Annotated in this window: 17 protein-coding genes; 14 read left to right on the top strand and 3 right to left on the bottom strand. The window is 63.3% G+C overall.

Annotated elements, in window-relative coordinates:
* Nucleotides 1-245: 245 nt before the first annotated feature.
* A complete protein-coding gene (locus PPP56_RS02030; protein WP_353562281.1) occupies nucleotides 246-713 on the bottom strand; it encodes a hypothetical protein in 468 nt (155 codons plus the stop codon).
* A 72-nt stretch (nucleotides 714-785) separates the two neighbouring features.
* Nucleotides 786-1,613: a YdcF family protein gene (locus tag PPP56_RS02025; RefSeq protein WP_353562279.1), complete on the bottom strand. Its 828-nt coding sequence runs from the start codon at nucleotides 1,611-1,613 to the stop codon at nucleotides 786-788.
* 613 nt (nucleotides 1,614-2,226) lie between these two features.
* Here PPP56_RS02025 and PPP56_RS02020 point away from each other — a divergent pair.
* The 10 genes from PPP56_RS02020 (at nucleotide 2,227) to PPP56_RS01975 (ending at nucleotide 11,968) form a co-directional block, all read left to right on the top strand.
* A complete protein-coding gene (locus PPP56_RS02020) occupies nucleotides 2,227-2,793 on the top strand; it encodes a fasciclin domain-containing protein (protein WP_353562277.1) in 567 nt (188 codons plus the stop codon).
* Nucleotides 2,794-3,193: 400 nt separating this feature from the next.
* Complete coding sequence (locus PPP56_RS02015) at nucleotides 3,194-3,946, top strand: SDR family NAD(P)-dependent oxidoreductase (protein WP_353562275.1); 753 nt, start codon at nucleotides 3,194-3,196, stop codon at nucleotides 3,944-3,946.
* A 96-nt stretch (nucleotides 3,947-4,042) separates the two neighbouring features.
* On the top strand, nucleotides 4,043-5,584 hold the full coding sequence (locus PPP56_RS02010) for a cryptochrome/photolyase family protein (protein WP_353562273.1): 1,542 nt from the start codon (nucleotides 4,043-4,045) through the stop codon (nucleotides 5,582-5,584).
* A 108-nt stretch (nucleotides 5,585-5,692) separates the two neighbouring features.
* Nucleotides 5,693-7,144: a cryptochrome/photolyase family protein gene (locus PPP56_RS02005; RefSeq protein WP_353562271.1), complete on the top strand. Its 1,452-nt coding sequence runs from the start codon at nucleotides 5,693-5,695 to the stop codon at nucleotides 7,142-7,144.
* 82 nt (nucleotides 7,145-7,226) lie between these two features.
* Nucleotides 7,227-8,618, top strand: a complete 1,392-nt coding sequence (locus PPP56_RS02000; RefSeq protein WP_353562269.1) for a TIGR01777 family oxidoreductase — start codon at nucleotides 7,227-7,229, stop codon at nucleotides 8,616-8,618.
* Nucleotides 8,619-8,756: 138 nt separating this feature from the next.
* Nucleotides 8,757-10,025 carry a protoporphyrinogen/coproporphyrinogen oxidase gene (locus tag PPP56_RS01995; protein WP_353562267.1) on the top strand — a complete coding sequence of 423 codons (1,269 nt, stop codon included), beginning with the start codon at nucleotides 8,757-8,759 and terminating at the stop codon, nucleotides 10,023-10,025.
* 31 nt (nucleotides 10,026-10,056) lie between these two features.
* The gene (locus tag PPP56_RS01990; RefSeq protein WP_353562265.1) at nucleotides 10,057-10,518 is read left to right on the top strand and encodes a hypothetical protein; all 462 of its coding nucleotides are present in this window, start codon (nucleotides 10,057-10,059) and stop codon (nucleotides 10,516-10,518) included.
* Between the two features lie 76 nt (nucleotides 10,519-10,594).
* The gene (locus PPP56_RS01985; RefSeq protein WP_353562263.1) at nucleotides 10,595-10,891 is read left to right on the top strand and encodes a DUF427 domain-containing protein; all 297 of its coding nucleotides are present in this window, start codon (nucleotides 10,595-10,597) and stop codon (nucleotides 10,889-10,891) included.
* A gap of 74 nt (nucleotides 10,892-10,965) precedes the next feature.
* Nucleotides 10,966-11,127, top strand: a complete 162-nt coding sequence (locus tag PPP56_RS01980; protein WP_353562261.1) for a hypothetical protein — start codon at nucleotides 10,966-10,968, stop codon at nucleotides 11,125-11,127.
* A 97-nt stretch (nucleotides 11,128-11,224) separates the two neighbouring features.
* Entirely contained in the window at nucleotides 11,225-11,968 is a 744-nt protein-coding gene (locus PPP56_RS01975; protein WP_353562259.1) for a porin family protein, read from the top strand.
* Between the two features lie 228 nt (nucleotides 11,969-12,196).
* On the opposite strand, the gene PPP56_RS01970 is transcribed toward PPP56_RS01975, so the two are convergent.
* Nucleotides 12,197-13,942, bottom strand: a complete 1,746-nt coding sequence (locus PPP56_RS01970; protein ID WP_353562257.1) for a BamA/OMP85 family outer membrane protein — start codon at nucleotides 13,940-13,942, stop codon at nucleotides 12,197-12,199.
* Nucleotides 13,943-14,006: 64 nt separating this feature from the next.
* Here PPP56_RS01970 and PPP56_RS01965 point away from each other — a divergent pair, with 64 nt between their 5' ends.
* From PPP56_RS01965 to mutY, 4 genes are all read left to right on the top strand, one after another.
* Nucleotides 14,007-14,363 carry a hypothetical protein gene (locus PPP56_RS01965; RefSeq protein ID WP_353562255.1) on the top strand — a complete coding sequence of 119 codons (357 nt, stop codon included), beginning with the start codon at nucleotides 14,007-14,009 and terminating at the stop codon, nucleotides 14,361-14,363.
* A gap of 45 nt (nucleotides 14,364-14,408) precedes the next feature.
* Nucleotides 14,409-15,026, top strand: coding sequence for a peptide-methionine (R)-S-oxide reductase MsrB (gene msrB / locus PPP56_RS01960; RefSeq protein WP_353562253.1), 618 nt, complete (start codon nucleotides 14,409-14,411; stop codon nucleotides 15,024-15,026).
* Nucleotides 15,027-15,110: 84 nt separating this feature from the next.
* On the top strand, nucleotides 15,111-15,797 hold the full coding sequence (gene msrA, locus PPP56_RS01955) for a peptide-methionine (S)-S-oxide reductase MsrA (RefSeq protein ID WP_353562250.1): 687 nt from the start codon (nucleotides 15,111-15,113) through the stop codon (nucleotides 15,795-15,797).
* A 28-nt stretch (nucleotides 15,798-15,825) separates the two neighbouring features.
* Nucleotides 15,826-16,700: A/G-specific adenine glycosylase (mutY, locus tag PPP56_RS01950; protein ID WP_353562248.1), on the top strand; the 875-nt coding region annotated here is incomplete at its 3' end.

The raw sequence follows: 16,700 nt of genomic DNA, 5'->3' as shown, positions 1-16,700 counted from the left end.
GCAGCCAGTACGAGACGAATTTGGTGGGCAGGGGGCCTGCGAAGGGCGAAGACCGACACGAGCGAAGAAAACATCCGGTGAGGGGATTGGGGCAGAGGCCCACCACTTGGGCACGGTGCTCTATGTTGCAACACACTGCATGATAAAGAAGACGGATGCGGGGCGCTCCAGGTTCGGCGGATGCGCTACGCACACGTTACACCTGTGGGCCGGTTTGGGGCATTCGGGGATGCTGAGGCGCCCGCTCATGAACAGCGAGGAACGACGCGAAGTCCACGCAGCCCAATTTCGCCGATGCGTTCATCGTCGTCGAAAGGCGTCCAGAAGAGGCCGGCGTCGTCGCCGGTGCGCAGCGTGTGCGGCGGTACGGAGCCCCGGACGTAGGCTTCGCGCTCGGTGGCAGGCCCGCGGAAGATGATGGTGAAGCGGTAGCAGATGGGATGTGCATTGCGGTTGCGGATGCGCACGACCACGCCGTTGCGGTCGCCGCGTGCTTCGGGATAGAAGAGGTACGAAAGAGCCACGCCCTCGGTCCGGTAGATAGGCGTCCAGGCGTCTTCGTCCCATCGCTGCGTGGTATCGGGTGCAGCAGGCGTGGTAGCGAAAGACATAGACCAGGCTGCAGCGTGCACCTGCGAGACAGGCACGCGCTCAACGGGCGGCGGCGCTGCAAGTCCGAGTACGACGATAGCGACAGGCAGAAGCGTGTGCATCCTTCTAAAGCAATAGCACAGAGCAGTAGGACGGGGGGATGCAGGCAACTCGAACGTGTTGGCCCGAGCATGTTACCGGGTGCAGGCAGGGGGAGCGGTTGCACCGGTGTTTGCCGATGCTACGGCACCGGGGGCCACCCATCCGCGAAGCCGGTAGACGACGTGTCCTACGTACTCGCGCAGGGCGCCGGTGCTCCGAGAGAGGGCGTCGGCACGGGGTACGAAGTCGAAGGCAGAACGGGGTCCGTATACGACCTGGTGATCGGTGGGGGCGGGTACGGCGGGTACTCCGGCGGTGCAGAACACGGCAAGTGCACGCGGCATGTGGGCGGCAGAGGTAACGAGCAGCACGCGGTCGAGGGTGTGCTCGCGGAGCAGGTCGGCGGTGCGCTGGGCGTTCTCGTAGGTCGTGGCGCTCTCGGGCTCGGTCCAGATCGCAGATTCGGGCACGCCCCATTCCAGAAGTACGTTACGTAAGGTATGCGCCTCGGGGGGCGTATCGGCCCAGGGCAGGCGTCCGCCACTCACCACGATGCGCGGTGCGCGCTCGGCCTGGTAGAGCCGGTGCGCGTGCACGATGCGATCGGAGGCTGCGTTGAAGTCGGGGTCGATGCGCGGCGGCGCCGGGGCGCCCACGCCGCCGCCCAGCACGACAATCGCATCGGCCTGTGGTAGGTCTGCCGCAGCAACAGGCGGATGCACGCGCTCAAGCTGGTACTGCAGGGTGTCGGCAACGAGAGGAAGCGCCGGGACCGCCACGATGAGCAGTCCGATACCGCTGAGCACAATGCCGATGCGCTGGTACCGCCACGTGAGTATCCACCCTATGCAGAGCATAAGGAGGCCGAGCACGAGCGGATGGATGAGCAGGCTCAGCACTTTCGAAGCGAATACAGACATCAGGCGTGTTGGTAGTTGGTAGGTCTACAAAAGAATCTTCGGGGCGAACGAGTGCCCATGGGGGGCAGTCTTGTATCCATAAAGTGCGTCTATAAGTGTACCCATAGCAGGATAATCCACCTCTAACAGGCGCATGAGATCGCCACGTCGGTGCAGGCACCCTCCTCGCGGTGGCAGGGTGTAAACGTATTTTCGCCGACTTATCTTAGACGCATCTTAAGAGAAGAGTGAACTTCGGGGAGAGCAGGGGGGGCGACGTTACATAAAAAGGAGATAACGAAACAAGGGAGCAACGATGGGGGAAACGTTACACCTTTTTCGGCAAATGGTGTAACGTTTGGGTGAAATGGACGGAGCGTGCATTGGTAATTGGTGTTGCATTCATACCATATTGGGCAATGCAGTATCGTATAGCGCTCGTGCTGCAGTTGCACTCCAATCACCCCATGCTATTTGTTGCTGATTGGCGGGTTACTTGACATTGTGCGTCAAGTGGTTAATTTTTACGCACAACGCGCAGGTGAAGGAAGGCTTTCAAGCCCCCACACGCCCGCTCAGCACCCCACACGCTTTCTACACACGTTTAATTTTGACTAACTACGGAGGACTATCCATGACATCAACTCACTCGTACATTGCACGCGGGCTCTCTATGCTGCTCTTTGCAGCAGTTCTCGTTGTGGGCCTTACGGCTTGCAACGGCGAAGAAGCCCCCGACGCTCCCGCTGATATGGAAGAACCCGCTGACGCGCCAGCGATGTCTCAAGATACGCTGTCGATTGTCGACATTGCGGTGGCTGACGCGCGCTTCACCACGCTTGTAACGGCGCTGGATTCGACCGGCCTGGTTTCTGCACTTGCAGAGGACGGCCCGTTCACGGTCTTTGCTCCAACGAACGAAGCGTTTGAAGCACTGCCTGATGGCGCACTCGAAGACCTGCTTGCGGCAGAAGATAAGTCTGAGCTGGAATCGATTCTGCTGTACCACGTCGTAGAAGGGGACATCATGTCCGGCGACCTTGAGGAAGGAGAGCAGACGGTATCCACGCTTCAGGGCGACGATCTGACGATCACCGTGTCTGAAGACGGCGTTATGGTAGGCGAGGCGCAAGTCGTCGAAGCCGACGTTGGTGCTTCAAACGGAGTGATCCACGTAATCGACGGGGTGCTGATGCCGTAGCGTCTGGTATGCCCCAGTACATGCTGCTGCCTGCGATCCAGCAGGCATTCTGTACTGCATGTGCACAGAACGAAGCGGATGTCCCATCAGGGGCATCCGCTTTTTGTGTTTGGATGCTGCCTGCGCTTCCTCTTCCTGATCTACCATATTCGTCCCGACCCGTTGAAAATAAAGCAGCACGATGTAGCACCAGAAATGTAAAAACGGGCCGTAACGATCTACCGATATTTAGATGAGCCCGGAATCATACAACGGTGCCCTTTCTTCAAGCCTCCGCGACACAATCAGGGTGCCGGCATAGCACGGCACTGGCATGGCACATCAGCCTACCTAAGTGTGCCTGCTGTGCTTCACCGGTCGCTTCTCGCTCAATTTCACGCTAACCTATTTCCCGACCCGTATGGCTGCTTCTGATGATGCTCCCGTCTTCGTTCTTATTGGTGCCACCGGTGGCATTGGCTCCGAAGTAGCGGAGCGCCTGGCTGCTGATGGAGCGCGCCTTGTACTGGGCGCCCGCACCGAGTCTGACCTGAACGAGCTGGCGGCTTCGCTCGACACTGAAACCACCGTGCATCCCCTCGACGCAACGAACTACGAGGAGGTGCAGAACATCGTAGACGCGGCAACAGACACCTACGGACGTATCGATAGCGTCATCCACACCGTAGGGTCTATTCTGCTGAAGCCCGCCCACCTGACCTCCATCGAGGAGTATCGCGAACAGATGGCGCTGAACATCGACTCATCGTTCTTTGCAGTGAAGGCTGCAGCGCGTGCCCTCATGCGCAGCGGTGGCAGCATCGTGCTGAGCTCGTCGGCTGTAGGGCGCATTGGCCTGAACAACCATGAGGCCATCGCAGCAGCGAAAAGCGGAATCATTGGGCTCACCCGGTCTGCCGCAGCTACCTACGCCAAGCGCGGCGTGCGCGTCAACTGCGTGGCACCCGGATTGGTCGACACGCCGCTGTCTGCGAACATCCTTAAGTCCGATGCGGGCCGCAAACAGTCCGAAGCCATGCACGCGCTGGGCCGTGTCGGGCAGCCCGAAGACGTAGCCGATGCGATCTGCTGGCTGGCCGATCCCGGTGCCGACTGGGTTACCGGACAGGTTATCGGCGTAGATGGCGGGCTCGGTACGGTCCGCAGCAGCTAAGCAGCCTTCTACCTGTGCCCTGGCGATCCTCGTCTCGGTTTCCGCTTCGGTTCCTACGAAGAGCAGGCCTTTCGTCCCTCTACCCCCCATACCCCCATGCGCCGCCTCCTCGTTTTCTTTCGCGACCAACTGAGCCGCACGGCGCCGCCACTGCGCGACGCTGACCCGGCTCAGGACGTGTGCGTGCTCACTGAACACACGGCGCCGGATACGCCCGAGCACACACAGAAACGCGTGTATGTGGTGGCGGCGCAGCGTTATTTTCGTGATGCACTGCGCGAGCAGGGCTTCACGGTTCACTACGAAGCCTGCACCGACGACGTCCCCGAGCCGGGGCCGCTGGCTCATCTGGCCCGGACCCTCGCGGCGCATTCCCCCACAGCGGTGCATGCGACCGAGCCCGGATCCATCGAGCAGCGTCGCGGGCTGCAGCGCATCTGCGACGAGGCCGGCGTCCCCCTCACGCTCCACGAGGACACCCACTTTCTGTGCACCCGCGACACATTCACCGAGTGGGTTGACGGACGCAAATCACCTACGTTGGAGTACTTCTACCGCGAGCAGCGCCGCGCCTATAACTGCCTGCTCACCGACAGCGGCGATCCCATTGGCGGCGACTGGAACTACGACAAGCAGAACCGCGAGTCGTTTGGAGCCGACGGGCCTGGCCTCATGCCCGATCCCCCGTCGTATCGCGACGACCCATACGTGCAGGAGGCCATCGCCGATGTGAATGAAGCCTATCCCGATGCGCCCGGGCGCATCAGCGAGCCGTTCCCGTGGCCCGTTACACCTCAGCAGGCTCAGGAGGCGCTCAACCGGTTCATCGACGAGCGTCTGCCCACCTTTGGCACGCACCAAGATGCGATGTGGACCGGGCGCCCCTGGCTCTCGCACTCGCAGCTCTCTCCGGCGCTCAACCTGAAGCTGCTCGACCCGCGCGACGTCATCCGCGCCGCCGAAACCGCCTACCACGACGGCCACGCTCCGCTCAACGCCGTCGAAGGGTTCATCCGGCAGATTCTGGGCTGGCGCGAGTTCATCCGCGGCCTCTACTGGCACCGCGCCGACGACTGGCCTGCCATGAACGAGCTCGGCGCTTCCGAGCCGCTCCCCGACTTCTACTGGACCGGCGACACGCAGATGGCGTGTATGCACGATGCGCTCTCGCAGGTGGTCGACCACGCCTACGGGCATCACATCCAGCGCCTCATGATCACCGGACTGTTCGGGCTCCTCTACGGCATCAATCCGCAGGAGCTCAACGACTGGCATGAGGCGTTCTACATCGACGCCTGGCCGTGGGTGTCGGTCCCCAACATGCTCGGGATGTCGCAGTACGCCGACAGCGGCTACGTGGGCACCAAGCCCTACACGGCCTCGGGCAAGTACGTAAACCGCATGAGCAACTACTGCTCTGGCTGCCAATACGACCCCGCCGAATCGACCGGCGCAAAGGCCTGCCCCTTCACAACGCTTTACTGGGATTTCCTGGATCGCCACGAAGATACGCTCAGCGGCAACCGGCGCATGAACTTTCAGCTGGCCAATGTGCGGCGCAAGGGGGATGCGGAGCGGAGCGCCATTGCCGAGCGCGCCGCCGACATCCGCACGAAGGTGCACAACGGCACGCTGTAACGCGCACACAGCCGTCGCTGCCCTGCTGTCTTTCACTCGCGCCCAGCAGGGTCGCCTCTGTTTAAGCCACGATTTAGTACCACCCACCAACCGAACACGCTCCTCGATATGTCCGACGTTTCTCTGGTCTGGCTCCGCCACGACCTGCGCCTGCGCGACAACCCCGCCCTCCACGCTGCCGCCCGGCACGGAGCGGTCGTTCCCGTATTTGTGTGGGACCCCGACGGCGAGGCGCCCTGGCAGCCCGGCGGCGCGCATCGGTGGTGGCTGCACGAATCCCTGCAGTCGCTGCAGTCTGACCTGCAGGAAGCCGGCTCACGGCTCATCCTGCGCACCGGCCCCGCTAAAGACGCACTGCTTGATTGCGCCCAGGCCGTCGGCGCTACCCATCTGCACTGGAACCGACGCTACGAACCGACGCTCGCCGCGCAGGCCAACGAGGTAGCCACCGCATTGAAGGATGCAGGCTGCCGCTCCGTATCCCACGAAACCCAGCTCCTGCACGACCCCGAAGGTGTCGAAACGACCAGTGGCGGACCGTACCACGTCTACACGCCCTTCTGGAACAAGGTGACCGGGCACGACCTGCTGCGCACCGATGCTCCGCCGCTCGGGGCGCCCGACCTGTCGAACACCGCGCCTGACGCCTGGCCCGATAGCGCGTCTGTGCAGGAACTTCGTCTGCATCCTAAAGAGCACGATGGCGTGGATTGGACCGGCGGACTCAGCGAGGTGTGGACGCCCGGCGAAGCGGCGGCACACGAGCGCCTGCAGTACACGCTCGACCACGTGATCGCCGACTACGAGACCGAGCGCGACCGCCCCGACCACGACGGCACCTCGCGGCTCTCGCCGTACCTGCACCACGGCGAACTGAGTCCGCTGCAGGTGTGGCACGCCGTTACCGACTGGGCCGATGCCAACGACGCTCACGAGGAGGCCGAGCCCTACCTGCAGGAGCTGGTGTGGCGCGAGTTTGCGTACCACATGGTGCACCACTACCCCACGATCCCCGACGAAACCTACCGCGACAAGTTCAAGGACTTCGCCTGGACCGACGACGAGGAAGCGCTGCAGCGCTGGCAGCACGGGCAGACCGGCTACCCGATCGTGGATGCCGGGATGCGTCAGCTCTACGAAACAGGATGGATGCACAACCGCGTGCGCATGATCGTGGGCTCGTTTCTCACGAAAGACCTGCTCATCCACTGGTATCATGGCGAGCGCTGGTTCTGGGAGCACCTCGTAGACGGCAACCTCGCCAACAACTCGATGGGCTGGCAGTGGTCCGCGGGCTCCGGCGCCGATGCGCAGCCGTTCTTTCGCATCTTCAACCCGGTGTCGCAGGGCGAGCGCCACGACCCAAACGGCGACTACGTGCGCGAGTGGATCCCCGAGCTGCGCGACCTGCCCACGAGCGATCTCCACGCCCCCTGGGAGGCCTCTGCGCGAACGCTGCGCAAAGCGGGGGTTACGCTGGGCGAGACCTATCCCAAGCCTATCGTAGACCACAGCGCGGCGCGCGATGCCGCGATGGAGGCGTATGACGAGGTGCGGTAGGTAAATTCGTAGATCCGTAGAGACGCAGTATGCTGCATCCCTACGTGTGTTAACAACCACTCCTCCCAATCATTGCCAGTATATGCCCACCCTTCGCTTCCCCTCGGTACTCGACGTTTCTGCCCAGGCGCTCTACGACTGGCATGCGCGTCCGGGTGCGTTCCAGCGGCTCACTCCGCCCTGGGCTCCGGTCGAGCTGGCCGCGTTTGAGGGCATCGGCAACGGCGAGCGGGCGGTCATTCGGCTCGGCTACGAACCGCTGGCCCTCACCTGGATCGCCGAACACCACGGGCACCAGTCAGGCCGCCAGTTCTGTGACCGGCAGGTGCAGGGGCCGTTCAAGCAGTGGAACCACCAGCATTGCTTTGAGCCGATCAGCGATACACGCAGCCGCCTGGTCGACGACATCACGTACGAACTGCCACTCGCGCCGCTCAGCACCGCGCTGGCTCCGTACGTAGCCGAACCCGAGCTGCGCCGCCAGTTTGCGTACCGCCACCGCATCACCCGGCACGACCTCGACCGGCACCGCGCGTATGAGAGCGCGCCGAAGCGCATTGCCATCAGCGGAAGCAGCGGACTCGTAGGCCGTGCGCTCGTGGCGTTTCTGCGTACGGGCGGCCACACCGTGCATCGCCTCGTGCGGCGCCCAGCCACGCGCCCCGACGAGATCATGTGGAACCCCAGCACCGGTCAGGTGGATGCGGCAGCGCTCAACGGCGTTGACGCGGTCGTGCACCTCGCTGGAGAAAACGTCTTTGCTCCGCGCTGGACCGATGCCAAGAAGGCGCGCATCTTCGACAGCCGCGCCCGGGGCACGCGCCTGCTGGCCGATGCCCTCGCTTCGCTCAACGACCCGCCCAGCGCGTTTATATCAGCCTCGGCCGTTGGCGCGTACGGCGACCGCGGCGACACGTCTGTCACCGAATCTGACGCGCCGCGTACCACCGACTTCCTGGGCGAGGTCTGCGCCGCGTGGGAGGCGGCCACCACCCCGGCTGAGGCAGCCGGCATCCGTACGGTGCACCTGCGCATCGGAGTCGTGCTCGCGGCAAACGGCGGCGCGCTGCAGGTGCTGGCGCCGCTCGTGCAGGCCGGACTCGGCGGCACGCCGGGCCGGGGCGATGCGTTTGTGCCCTGGATCGCGCTCGATGACCTGCTGGGCACCATCCACCACGCGCTGCATAGCGAAACGCTCCGTGGACCGGTAAATGCCACCGCGCCCGAGCCGGTGCAGCTACGCACGCTCGTTGACACGCTCGGGACGATCTTCCGTAGACCCACGCCGTGGCGCATCCCCCAAGCCCTGATTCGTGCTCTGAGTGGAGAAGCCGCCGACGCGATGGCGCTCAAGAGCATCCGCGCGCGTCCGGCGCGCCTGCAGGAAGAGGGATACGCGTGGGCGTTCGATGACCTTGCATTCGCGCTTCGTCATACACTCGGGCGCACCATGCACCCGCATCGGCCGAAATAAGTGTTAGGAGCAGCGATTTTCCTGCAGAACGGCGACCTATTGCGACAGAATTACAAAGAAAAGCAATCTCCACAGTATCGCATCAAGTAACACGACAATACGTACACAAGACTCTACTCAAAACCACACGTCACACCGTTGTCTACCGCTCCTGTAACGATTGTTGGTGCCGGGATGGCCGGGCTGACCTGCGCCATTCACCTACACCGTGCAAACATCCCATTTCGTCTTGTCGATGACGCCGACGCCGTGGGCGGGCGTGTGCGCACCGACACTGTTGAAGGCTTCACCCTGGACCGTGGTTTTCAGGTGCTACTCACCGCCTATCCTGAATGCCAGGATCACCTCGACTACGGCGCGCTCAACCTGAAACCGTTCTACGACGGCGCACTCGTGCGCACGCACGGGCGCTTTCACCGCATCGCCGACCCGTTCCGTCATCCGTTTGATGCGCCGCGTACGCTCTTTGCCCCTGTTGGTACCCTTGCGGACAAGCTGCGCGTAGCGCGCCTGCGCGGCGCTCTAACGAGCCAGTCGCTCAACGAAATATTCAGCGCTCCCGAGCAGTCAACGCGCCAGGTATTGGCCACGCGCTGGGGCTTCTCTGACCTGATGATCAATCGCTTCTTTCGCCCCTTCTTCGGAGGCGTATTCTTCGATACCGAGCTCGAAGCGTCCAGCCGCCTGTTCGAGTTTCTATTCAAGATGTTTGCCCAGGGGGATACAGCCGTGCCGGCGCAGGGCATGCAGGCCATTCCCGAACAGATGGCATCAACGCTTCCGGCCGATCAGCTGCATCTCAATACCCGCGTCGCTGCGATCGAAGACGCGCATACGCTGCGGATGGACGATGGTACCACGCTCGACGCCAGCGCTGTCGTGATCGCCACCGACGCTCCGTCGGCCCGTACGCTGCTTCAGGACGAGGCCATCCCTGCAAAGCAGCGCGCTACAACATGTCTCTACTACCGGGCCGCAGAGTCGCCACTCGACGAGCCAATCCTGGCACTAAATGGCGATCAGGATGGCTTGCTTAACAACGTCGCGGTAATGTCGGACGTAGCGCCGTCGTATGCGCCCGAAGGTGAGACGCTGATCTCGGCCGTCGTTGTGGGCGATCCGGTCGAAGACGATGCCTCGCTCGAACGAACCGTGCGCCGCGAGCTTATCGACTGGTTCGGCCTGCCCGCTGGCGGATGGTCGCACCTGAAAACGTATCGCATCCCCCACGCCTTGCCCGATCAGACAACCCCTGCCGTGCGCCACAATCCAGATGCCGTACGCCACCATGGCGCGGTGTACGTGTGTGGCGACTACCTGCGCACCGCATCCATCAACGACGCCATGGCTACCGGACGCCTCGCCGCCGAGGCAGTCCGCGCCGACCAGTCCGTCCCCTCAGCCTGACGTGGATGCGCCCATCCATGATTATTCTGCCATGACCGATCTGCTCCTCGATCCGCGTACCGTGCTGCTCACCCACGTGGGCACTACATGGACGATGGTAGGGGTCATCTGGGTGATGCAGCTGGTGCACTATCCGCTGTTTGCATATGTGGGAAGCGACACGTACGCCACCTATCAGACGCTTCATATGAACCGGATCACATGGATCGTGCTACCGGTTATGGCGCTTGAGTTGATTACGGCCGGACTCCTGGCTGCGGGATACGTCCCCGGCGTGTCTGCATTGCAGGCCTGGGTTGGTGCTGGATTGCTCGCGCTCATCTGGGGGAGCACCGGGCTCGTACAGGCGCCGCTGCATGGCCTGCTGGCTGATGGGTTCAGCACGCGCACGCACACCTGGCTGGTTGCTTCAAACTGGATACGCACCGTAGCCTGGACGGTGCGCGGTGGGCTTGTGCTCTGGATGCTCATGCCGTTGCTGCGCATCCCTTGATCTGTTTACTTGTGACCTTGCACGCGTACTCTCACTGACCACTAATCACTGATCACTAACAAATACCTGTACTCTTATGCTTGCTATCTGGAATGATGCGGTTATCGCTGAAAGTGACGACACGGTTGTCGTAGAAGGTAACCACTACTTCCCACCTGAATCGATTAAGGACGCCTTCTTTGAGCCGAGCGACCACCAAACCACCTGCCCCTGGAAAGGAAAGGCGCACTACTACAACGTGGTCGTGGGGGAGAAGCAGAACAACAACGCTGCCTGGTACTATCCCGATCCGAAAGAAAAAGCATCGCACATCAAAGGCCACGTGGCGTTCTGGAACGGTGTAGAGGTGGTAGAGGAATCGGCTGCGGAATAACAAGGTCACTTTCCTGCCAGGCCACAGAACGCGCCACCTCGCGTACGATCCGTCCGGTGCTTCCACAGGAGCGCATGCAGATTCACGTTGAGCATCCGCTTTCGGATGCGGCGTCTGCTGCGCTCTGTCAGGAAAACGAAGATATCCGCATCGAACGAAATCCCGACGGATCTCTCGTCATCATGAGTCCAACCGGTGGCCTTTCTGGGGCTTGCAACACGCGCATCACCTGTTGATGTCAGAGTGCGGATGCAGTCGTATCGGCATTTCAGCCAGCTACCAACCGCTCATACAGGAATTGGGCCCCTCATCCATCTTATCCAGGTCGATACAATGCGCTTCATCGCTCTACTTGCAGTCGCCCTTCTTGCATTCCCCGGTGCCGTACTCGCACAGAGTACGTTCACAATAGAGCTTGAAGGCGGCCCCGCCTGGCAAGGGTCGAATACGGCTGAGGTGCCCAACGACGGCACAGCCACACGCTTTTCGCTTTCAGGACTTGTCGGCTCCGGTCCGGCACCAGCAGGCAGGATCTATACAACCTGGCATATCAGCGATCGGCATAGCACCCGGCTGTTGGTGGCTCCGCTCACCCTCACAGAAAGCGGTATCCCATCAGACGATATCGCATTCGCTGGCGAAACATACGGGGCCAACGAGTCAACGCAGGCTACCTACCGGTTCAACTCGTACCGGCTAACCTACCGGTATCAGCTTCTTGAGGGGAGCCAAACCAATGTATGGGTGGGGCTCACCGGGAAAATCCGCGATGCGAAGATCGAGCTGGAGCAGGGAGATACCACATCGTTTGACGACGATCTGGGCGTGCTCCCCCTTGCTCATATCGGCGCAGAATGGCGACCGGTTGCTCCTTGGAGTATCCGACTGGATGCAGATGCCCTTGCTGGGGGGCCAGGCCGGGCCATTGATGCGGCCCTTACGTTCGGGTATGACCTGAACGAACGATGGACCGTGAGCGCTGGGTACCGCATTCTTGAGGGTGGCGCTGACGTCGAGCAGGTGTATAACTTCGCCACGCTCCATTACGCCATCGCTGGACTGCGATGGCGCTTTTAGAACCTGTTTTGATTTCTTAATTTGGGCTACGAGCGGCGCTCGCTCTCTCCATCGAACCAAAACCCAAACAGATTCTCAGTCTCTCGGCCGATCAGCAATCGCTGTACGTGACCTGCCGCGACCACGCAACAATCTTTCAGTACAGCATCACGAATACGTGTGCCAGGTAGCCGGGCCTGCGCCTTAAAGCTGGGCCTGCGCCATAAGCGGATGCTGCACGCAGGCCATCTACAGCGCCACCGCCAGCCCCAGGTGCACGCGTCCGTCGGTGGGGCCGCCGTCGTCGGGATTCATCGCATAGCTGATGTTCACGCGCCCGAGTCCGGTACGCAGCTCCGCGCCAATGCCGGCGCTCGGATGCCAGCTCGTAGCAGCAGCGCGCCCCTCAATCTCGGGCCGGTCGACCCACCCGGTTTCGGCGAAGGCGAACACAAACGAGGTGCGATCTACGAAGAGGCGATGCTCCACCAAGATGCGCCCGACAAACCGCCCGATGAACCGGTCTTCGTCGTAGCCCCGTAGCGAGTCGAATCCGCCCAGCCGAAACAGATCGCTGATGTCGTACGACTCGGTAAACACTCCGCGGGCATTGCCCCCGGCCACGACCACCTGGCGCGCACCCACTGGCCAGAAGGTGCGCAGGTGACCCTGCATGCGGGCCGGACGGCCCGTCTGCTGCGTGCGCACGGTGTCGCCTTCTACCACGCGCCGACCGGTGCGCTGCTGACGCCCCTGCTCGATCAGCAGGTCGGCGCGCAGGCCCTGGCGTGGACTGCGACGGCTGTCGACGCGGTTGATGCGAAGCCCAACGCCCACCCGGAGCGAGCGGCTGCGGGCCACGCGCTGCTCGCCCTGCTGCAGCGCCTGGCCGCGCGGCCCCGGTCGGGTTACGTTGCGTGTGGCCGTGGCGCGCACCTGCCAGCCGGGCTGCACGTCGTAGCCCAAGGAAGCCCGGTACGATTGCGTGCTGTACGACGAGTCGCGCTGCACGCCCGAGAACGCCGCCTCTGCATCCAGTGCCCGCCCCAGCAGAAACGGATCGCGCAGCCGCACATTCACCGCGCTGGTGCGTCCCGGACGCTGGTCGAGGTGCAGATCGGCCTCGCGTCCGCCTCCGAACAGGTTCTCCAGCTCCAGGCGCCCCGATCCTACGAGCGCGGTCGATCCGCCCACGCCCCCGTCGGGAAGCAGGCCCAGTACCAGGTCGAACACGCCGGGCGGGCGCTCCTCAAGCGGAACCGTGAGCGTGGCGCCGCCATCCGCGTCGATCTGTATAGCGGGCCGCTCCACCTGCTCAAAGAGCCCGGTGCCTTCAAGCGCCTGCTGCAGCGCCGCACCGTCGTAGTCCCGTAGCGGTGCGTCGAAGGCAAGCCCGGCAGCCCGCGCCACGTAGGCGGGGCGGGTGCGCTCGGCGCCCTCCAGCACGATGGACTTCAGCCACAGCTGGGGGCCCTCGTCGATGGACAGATGCACTGTGACAGTCTCCGTGTCATCGGTTGGACGAATGGCGGCGACGCCGACCCGGGCGAGCGGATAGCCCTCGGCGCGGTAGGCCTCGCGCAGCGCATGAAGATCGCCGTCGAGCACGTACTGGTCGAGGGGCGCGCCGCTGCGTAGCTCCATCGTGCGGCGCAGCGCCTGTTCGGGAAGCGCGTCGGCGCCCTCAAGGACGACCGCATCGACGGCAGCGCGAGGCCCTCGCGATACGTAGAACGTGGCGCGGGGCGGGGGCTCGGCATGCACCGTAGCCGAGTCGACAGTAGCGTGCAGATAGCCCCGTCGCTGGTAGTGGCGGGCCAGCACCTGGGCTGCCGCACGCACCGAATCCGGAGGCGAAGCCCCCTGCTCTGTAGGCCAGCTGGCCGGAGTGCCGTCGACAACCAACGCCCAGGGCACCGCGTTCGCATCCTCCTGCGCCCCCTCCTGCGCAAAGGTCAACGGAATCGTTGCGCCCCAGAGCCATACAGCGAGCAACCCGATTCCAAGGCATCGGTATAGGCAGGCGACACGTATTCTACTCATCCACCGCGATAGGCCTGTGCGTACTTTTGCGTTGCAAGCGGCGTTGGCCAGCTTCGTTGCTGCCGTTCTGATTGTCACAATGGGCTGGGTCAAACCCCCAGACGCTACCGGTGTTGCGCCTGTCGACACCCTGCAGCTCACCATCGAGGCGGGCACGGTGCTCACCACGACCCTGCCGGCCAGCCTATCGGGCACCGAGGTGCGCCGCTACCGGCTCATCGACGGCCCGCCCTTCAGCGGCGTAGCCGGACGGACGCTGGCCTGGCCCGCTGCTGATGCCGATCCAGGCACCTACGAGATCGTGCTCGTGCCCGATACCGACGCACCCACCGACACGCTTTTCGTTCAGGTTCAGGTGGATGCGGACGCATAGCGCTTCGTGTCTGTATTTCGCGAACCCCGTATTTCTGATGCTATTATGACCCGTGCTACCTTTTTGAAAGGCCTCGCTGTGTGCTGCATCGCCCCCTCTGCGCTCGTAGGCTGTCGCAACGGGCAGTCGGCCCCGAACGCCGAGACCCGCGCCGACACGCTGCACGTGGCTCCGGTCCCCCCCGAAGCGCGCGTGGTAACGGGCGAAGTCGATACCGACGCGCTGCACATCCACCCGCCGGTAGAAGCGGTGGGCGAGAGCCGTCGTACCGCTGAGGCCTGGCGCGAGCTGGTAGGCGACGACGCGTACCACATCCTGTTTGAGGAGGGCACCGAGCCGCGCTATAGCAGTCCGCTGCTCAACGAAGACCGTCGGGGCACGTTCATCTGCGCGGCATGCCACCTGCCGCTCTTTCCGTCGACCACGATGTACGAGAGCGGCACCGGCTGGCCCAGCTACTGGGCCCCGCTCGACGGGCGCCTGGGCACCAAGCGCGACACCAGCGCGGGCATGATCCGCACCGAGTACCACTGTGCCCGCTGCGGCGGCCATCAGGGCCACGTCTTCGAAGACGGCCCCGCCCCGACCGGACTGCGCTACTGCAACAACGGCCTGGCGCTGGCTTTCGTCCCCGAAGACGAACCGCTCCCAGAACTGCGATAGAGGGCGGCCCGTGTTCAGCGACTTGTCCCCAGCTCTTGGATTTCCTTAGCCCGCTCTACATCACTCAACAACCTGTCAACCCTCATGCGAAGCCTTCTCCTCACCCTGCTCATCGTAAGCACCGCGCTGCTACTCGGCTGCGCCGACGCCTCTTCTGGATCGAACCAGTCAAGCGATCCCGAGCCGCTCTACGAGCCCGACGTGGACATCAGTGCCCTGGCCGAGCCGGACACCGCGACGTTTGGGGGCGGGTGCTTCTGGTGCATGGAGCCGCCCTACGACAAGCTCGATGGCGTGGCGGCTACTGTCTCCGGATTTTCAGGCGGACACGTTGAGCACCCGTCCTACGACGACGTTACTGCTGGAGGCACGGGGCACATCGAGGTCGTGCAGGTCATCTACGATGCAGCGGTCGTTGGCTACGAGACGCTGCTGGACGTCTACTGGCGCAACATCGATCCGCTCGACGATGGCGGACAGTTCTGCGACCGGGGCGCCATCTATGCGCCGGTGATCTTTGCACACAACGACGCGCAGCGCGCCCTGGCTGAGTCGACCCGCGATGCCATTGCTGAGCGCTTCGACGATCCGGTGGTCGTACCCATCGAATCGTTCGACGCATTCTACCCGGCCGAGGAGTACCACCAGAACTTCTACCAGAAGAACCCCGGCCACTACAACCGCTACCGCCAGGGCTGCCGCCGCGATGCACGGCTCGACGAACTCTGGGGCGACGAAGCCCGCGCCGAGCATCTGACCGATGCGTCGTAGGTACGCGTCGCAGATAGATGCATCGCGTATGCCCGTGCTTCATGACAAGCAAGCCAGTCTCAAACAGCCCTCACTCCCCGTGTCCGCTCCCGACCTGACCGAGATTACCGATGCCCACCGCACGCGTTTTCGCGAGGCGCTTCTCGACTGGTATCACGACGTAAAGCGCGAGATGCCGTGGCGCGAGACCGACGACCCGTACCGCATCTGGGTGTCGGAGATTATGCTGCAGCAAACCCGCGTCGATCAGGCGGAGCCGTACTACCGGCGCTTTGTGGAGGCCTTTCCGACCGTACACGACCTGGCCGAGGCCGAGCGCGATGCCGTGTTGCAGCAGTGGGAGGGCCTGGGCTACTACTCACGAGCCCGCTACCTGCACGAGGCTGCGCAGACGGTGGTGCGCGAGCACGGCGGCACAGTGCCCGCCACGTACGACGGACTCAAATCGCTGAAGGGTATCGGTCCGTATACTGCAGCGGCGGTGGCGTCGATTGCTTTTGGGAAGGCCCACGGCGTGCTCGACGGCAACGTGATTCGCGTGCTTACGCGCGTCTTTGCGATCGACGACGACGCCACCCGCAGCGCCACGCGCCGCCGCCTGCAGGCCCTCGCCGATGCGCTCGTCGACCCCGACGATCCGGGCAATGCCAACCAGGCGCTGATGGAACTGGGCGCTACCGTCTGCACGCCGCGCAATCCCGCTTGCGACGCGTGCGTGTTGGAGCCGGTGTGCAAGGCCGCAGAGGAGGGCACCCCCGAGCGCTACCCCGTAACGCCCGAGAGCACGCCGATTCCCCACAAAGACATCGCGGTAGGACTCGTGTTCGACGAAGCCGGTCGCCTGCTCATTCAGCGCCGCCCCGACGACGCCATGCTGGGAGGGCTGTGGGAGTTTCCGGGGGG

Source organism: Longimonas sp. (genome assembly GCF_040409695.1).
GTDB lineage: Bacteria > Bacteroidota > Rhodothermia > Rhodothermales > Salinibacteraceae > Longimonas.
The sequence above is the reverse complement of the archived record's forward strand: the minus strand, read 5'-3'. Positions and strand labels throughout refer to the sequence as shown.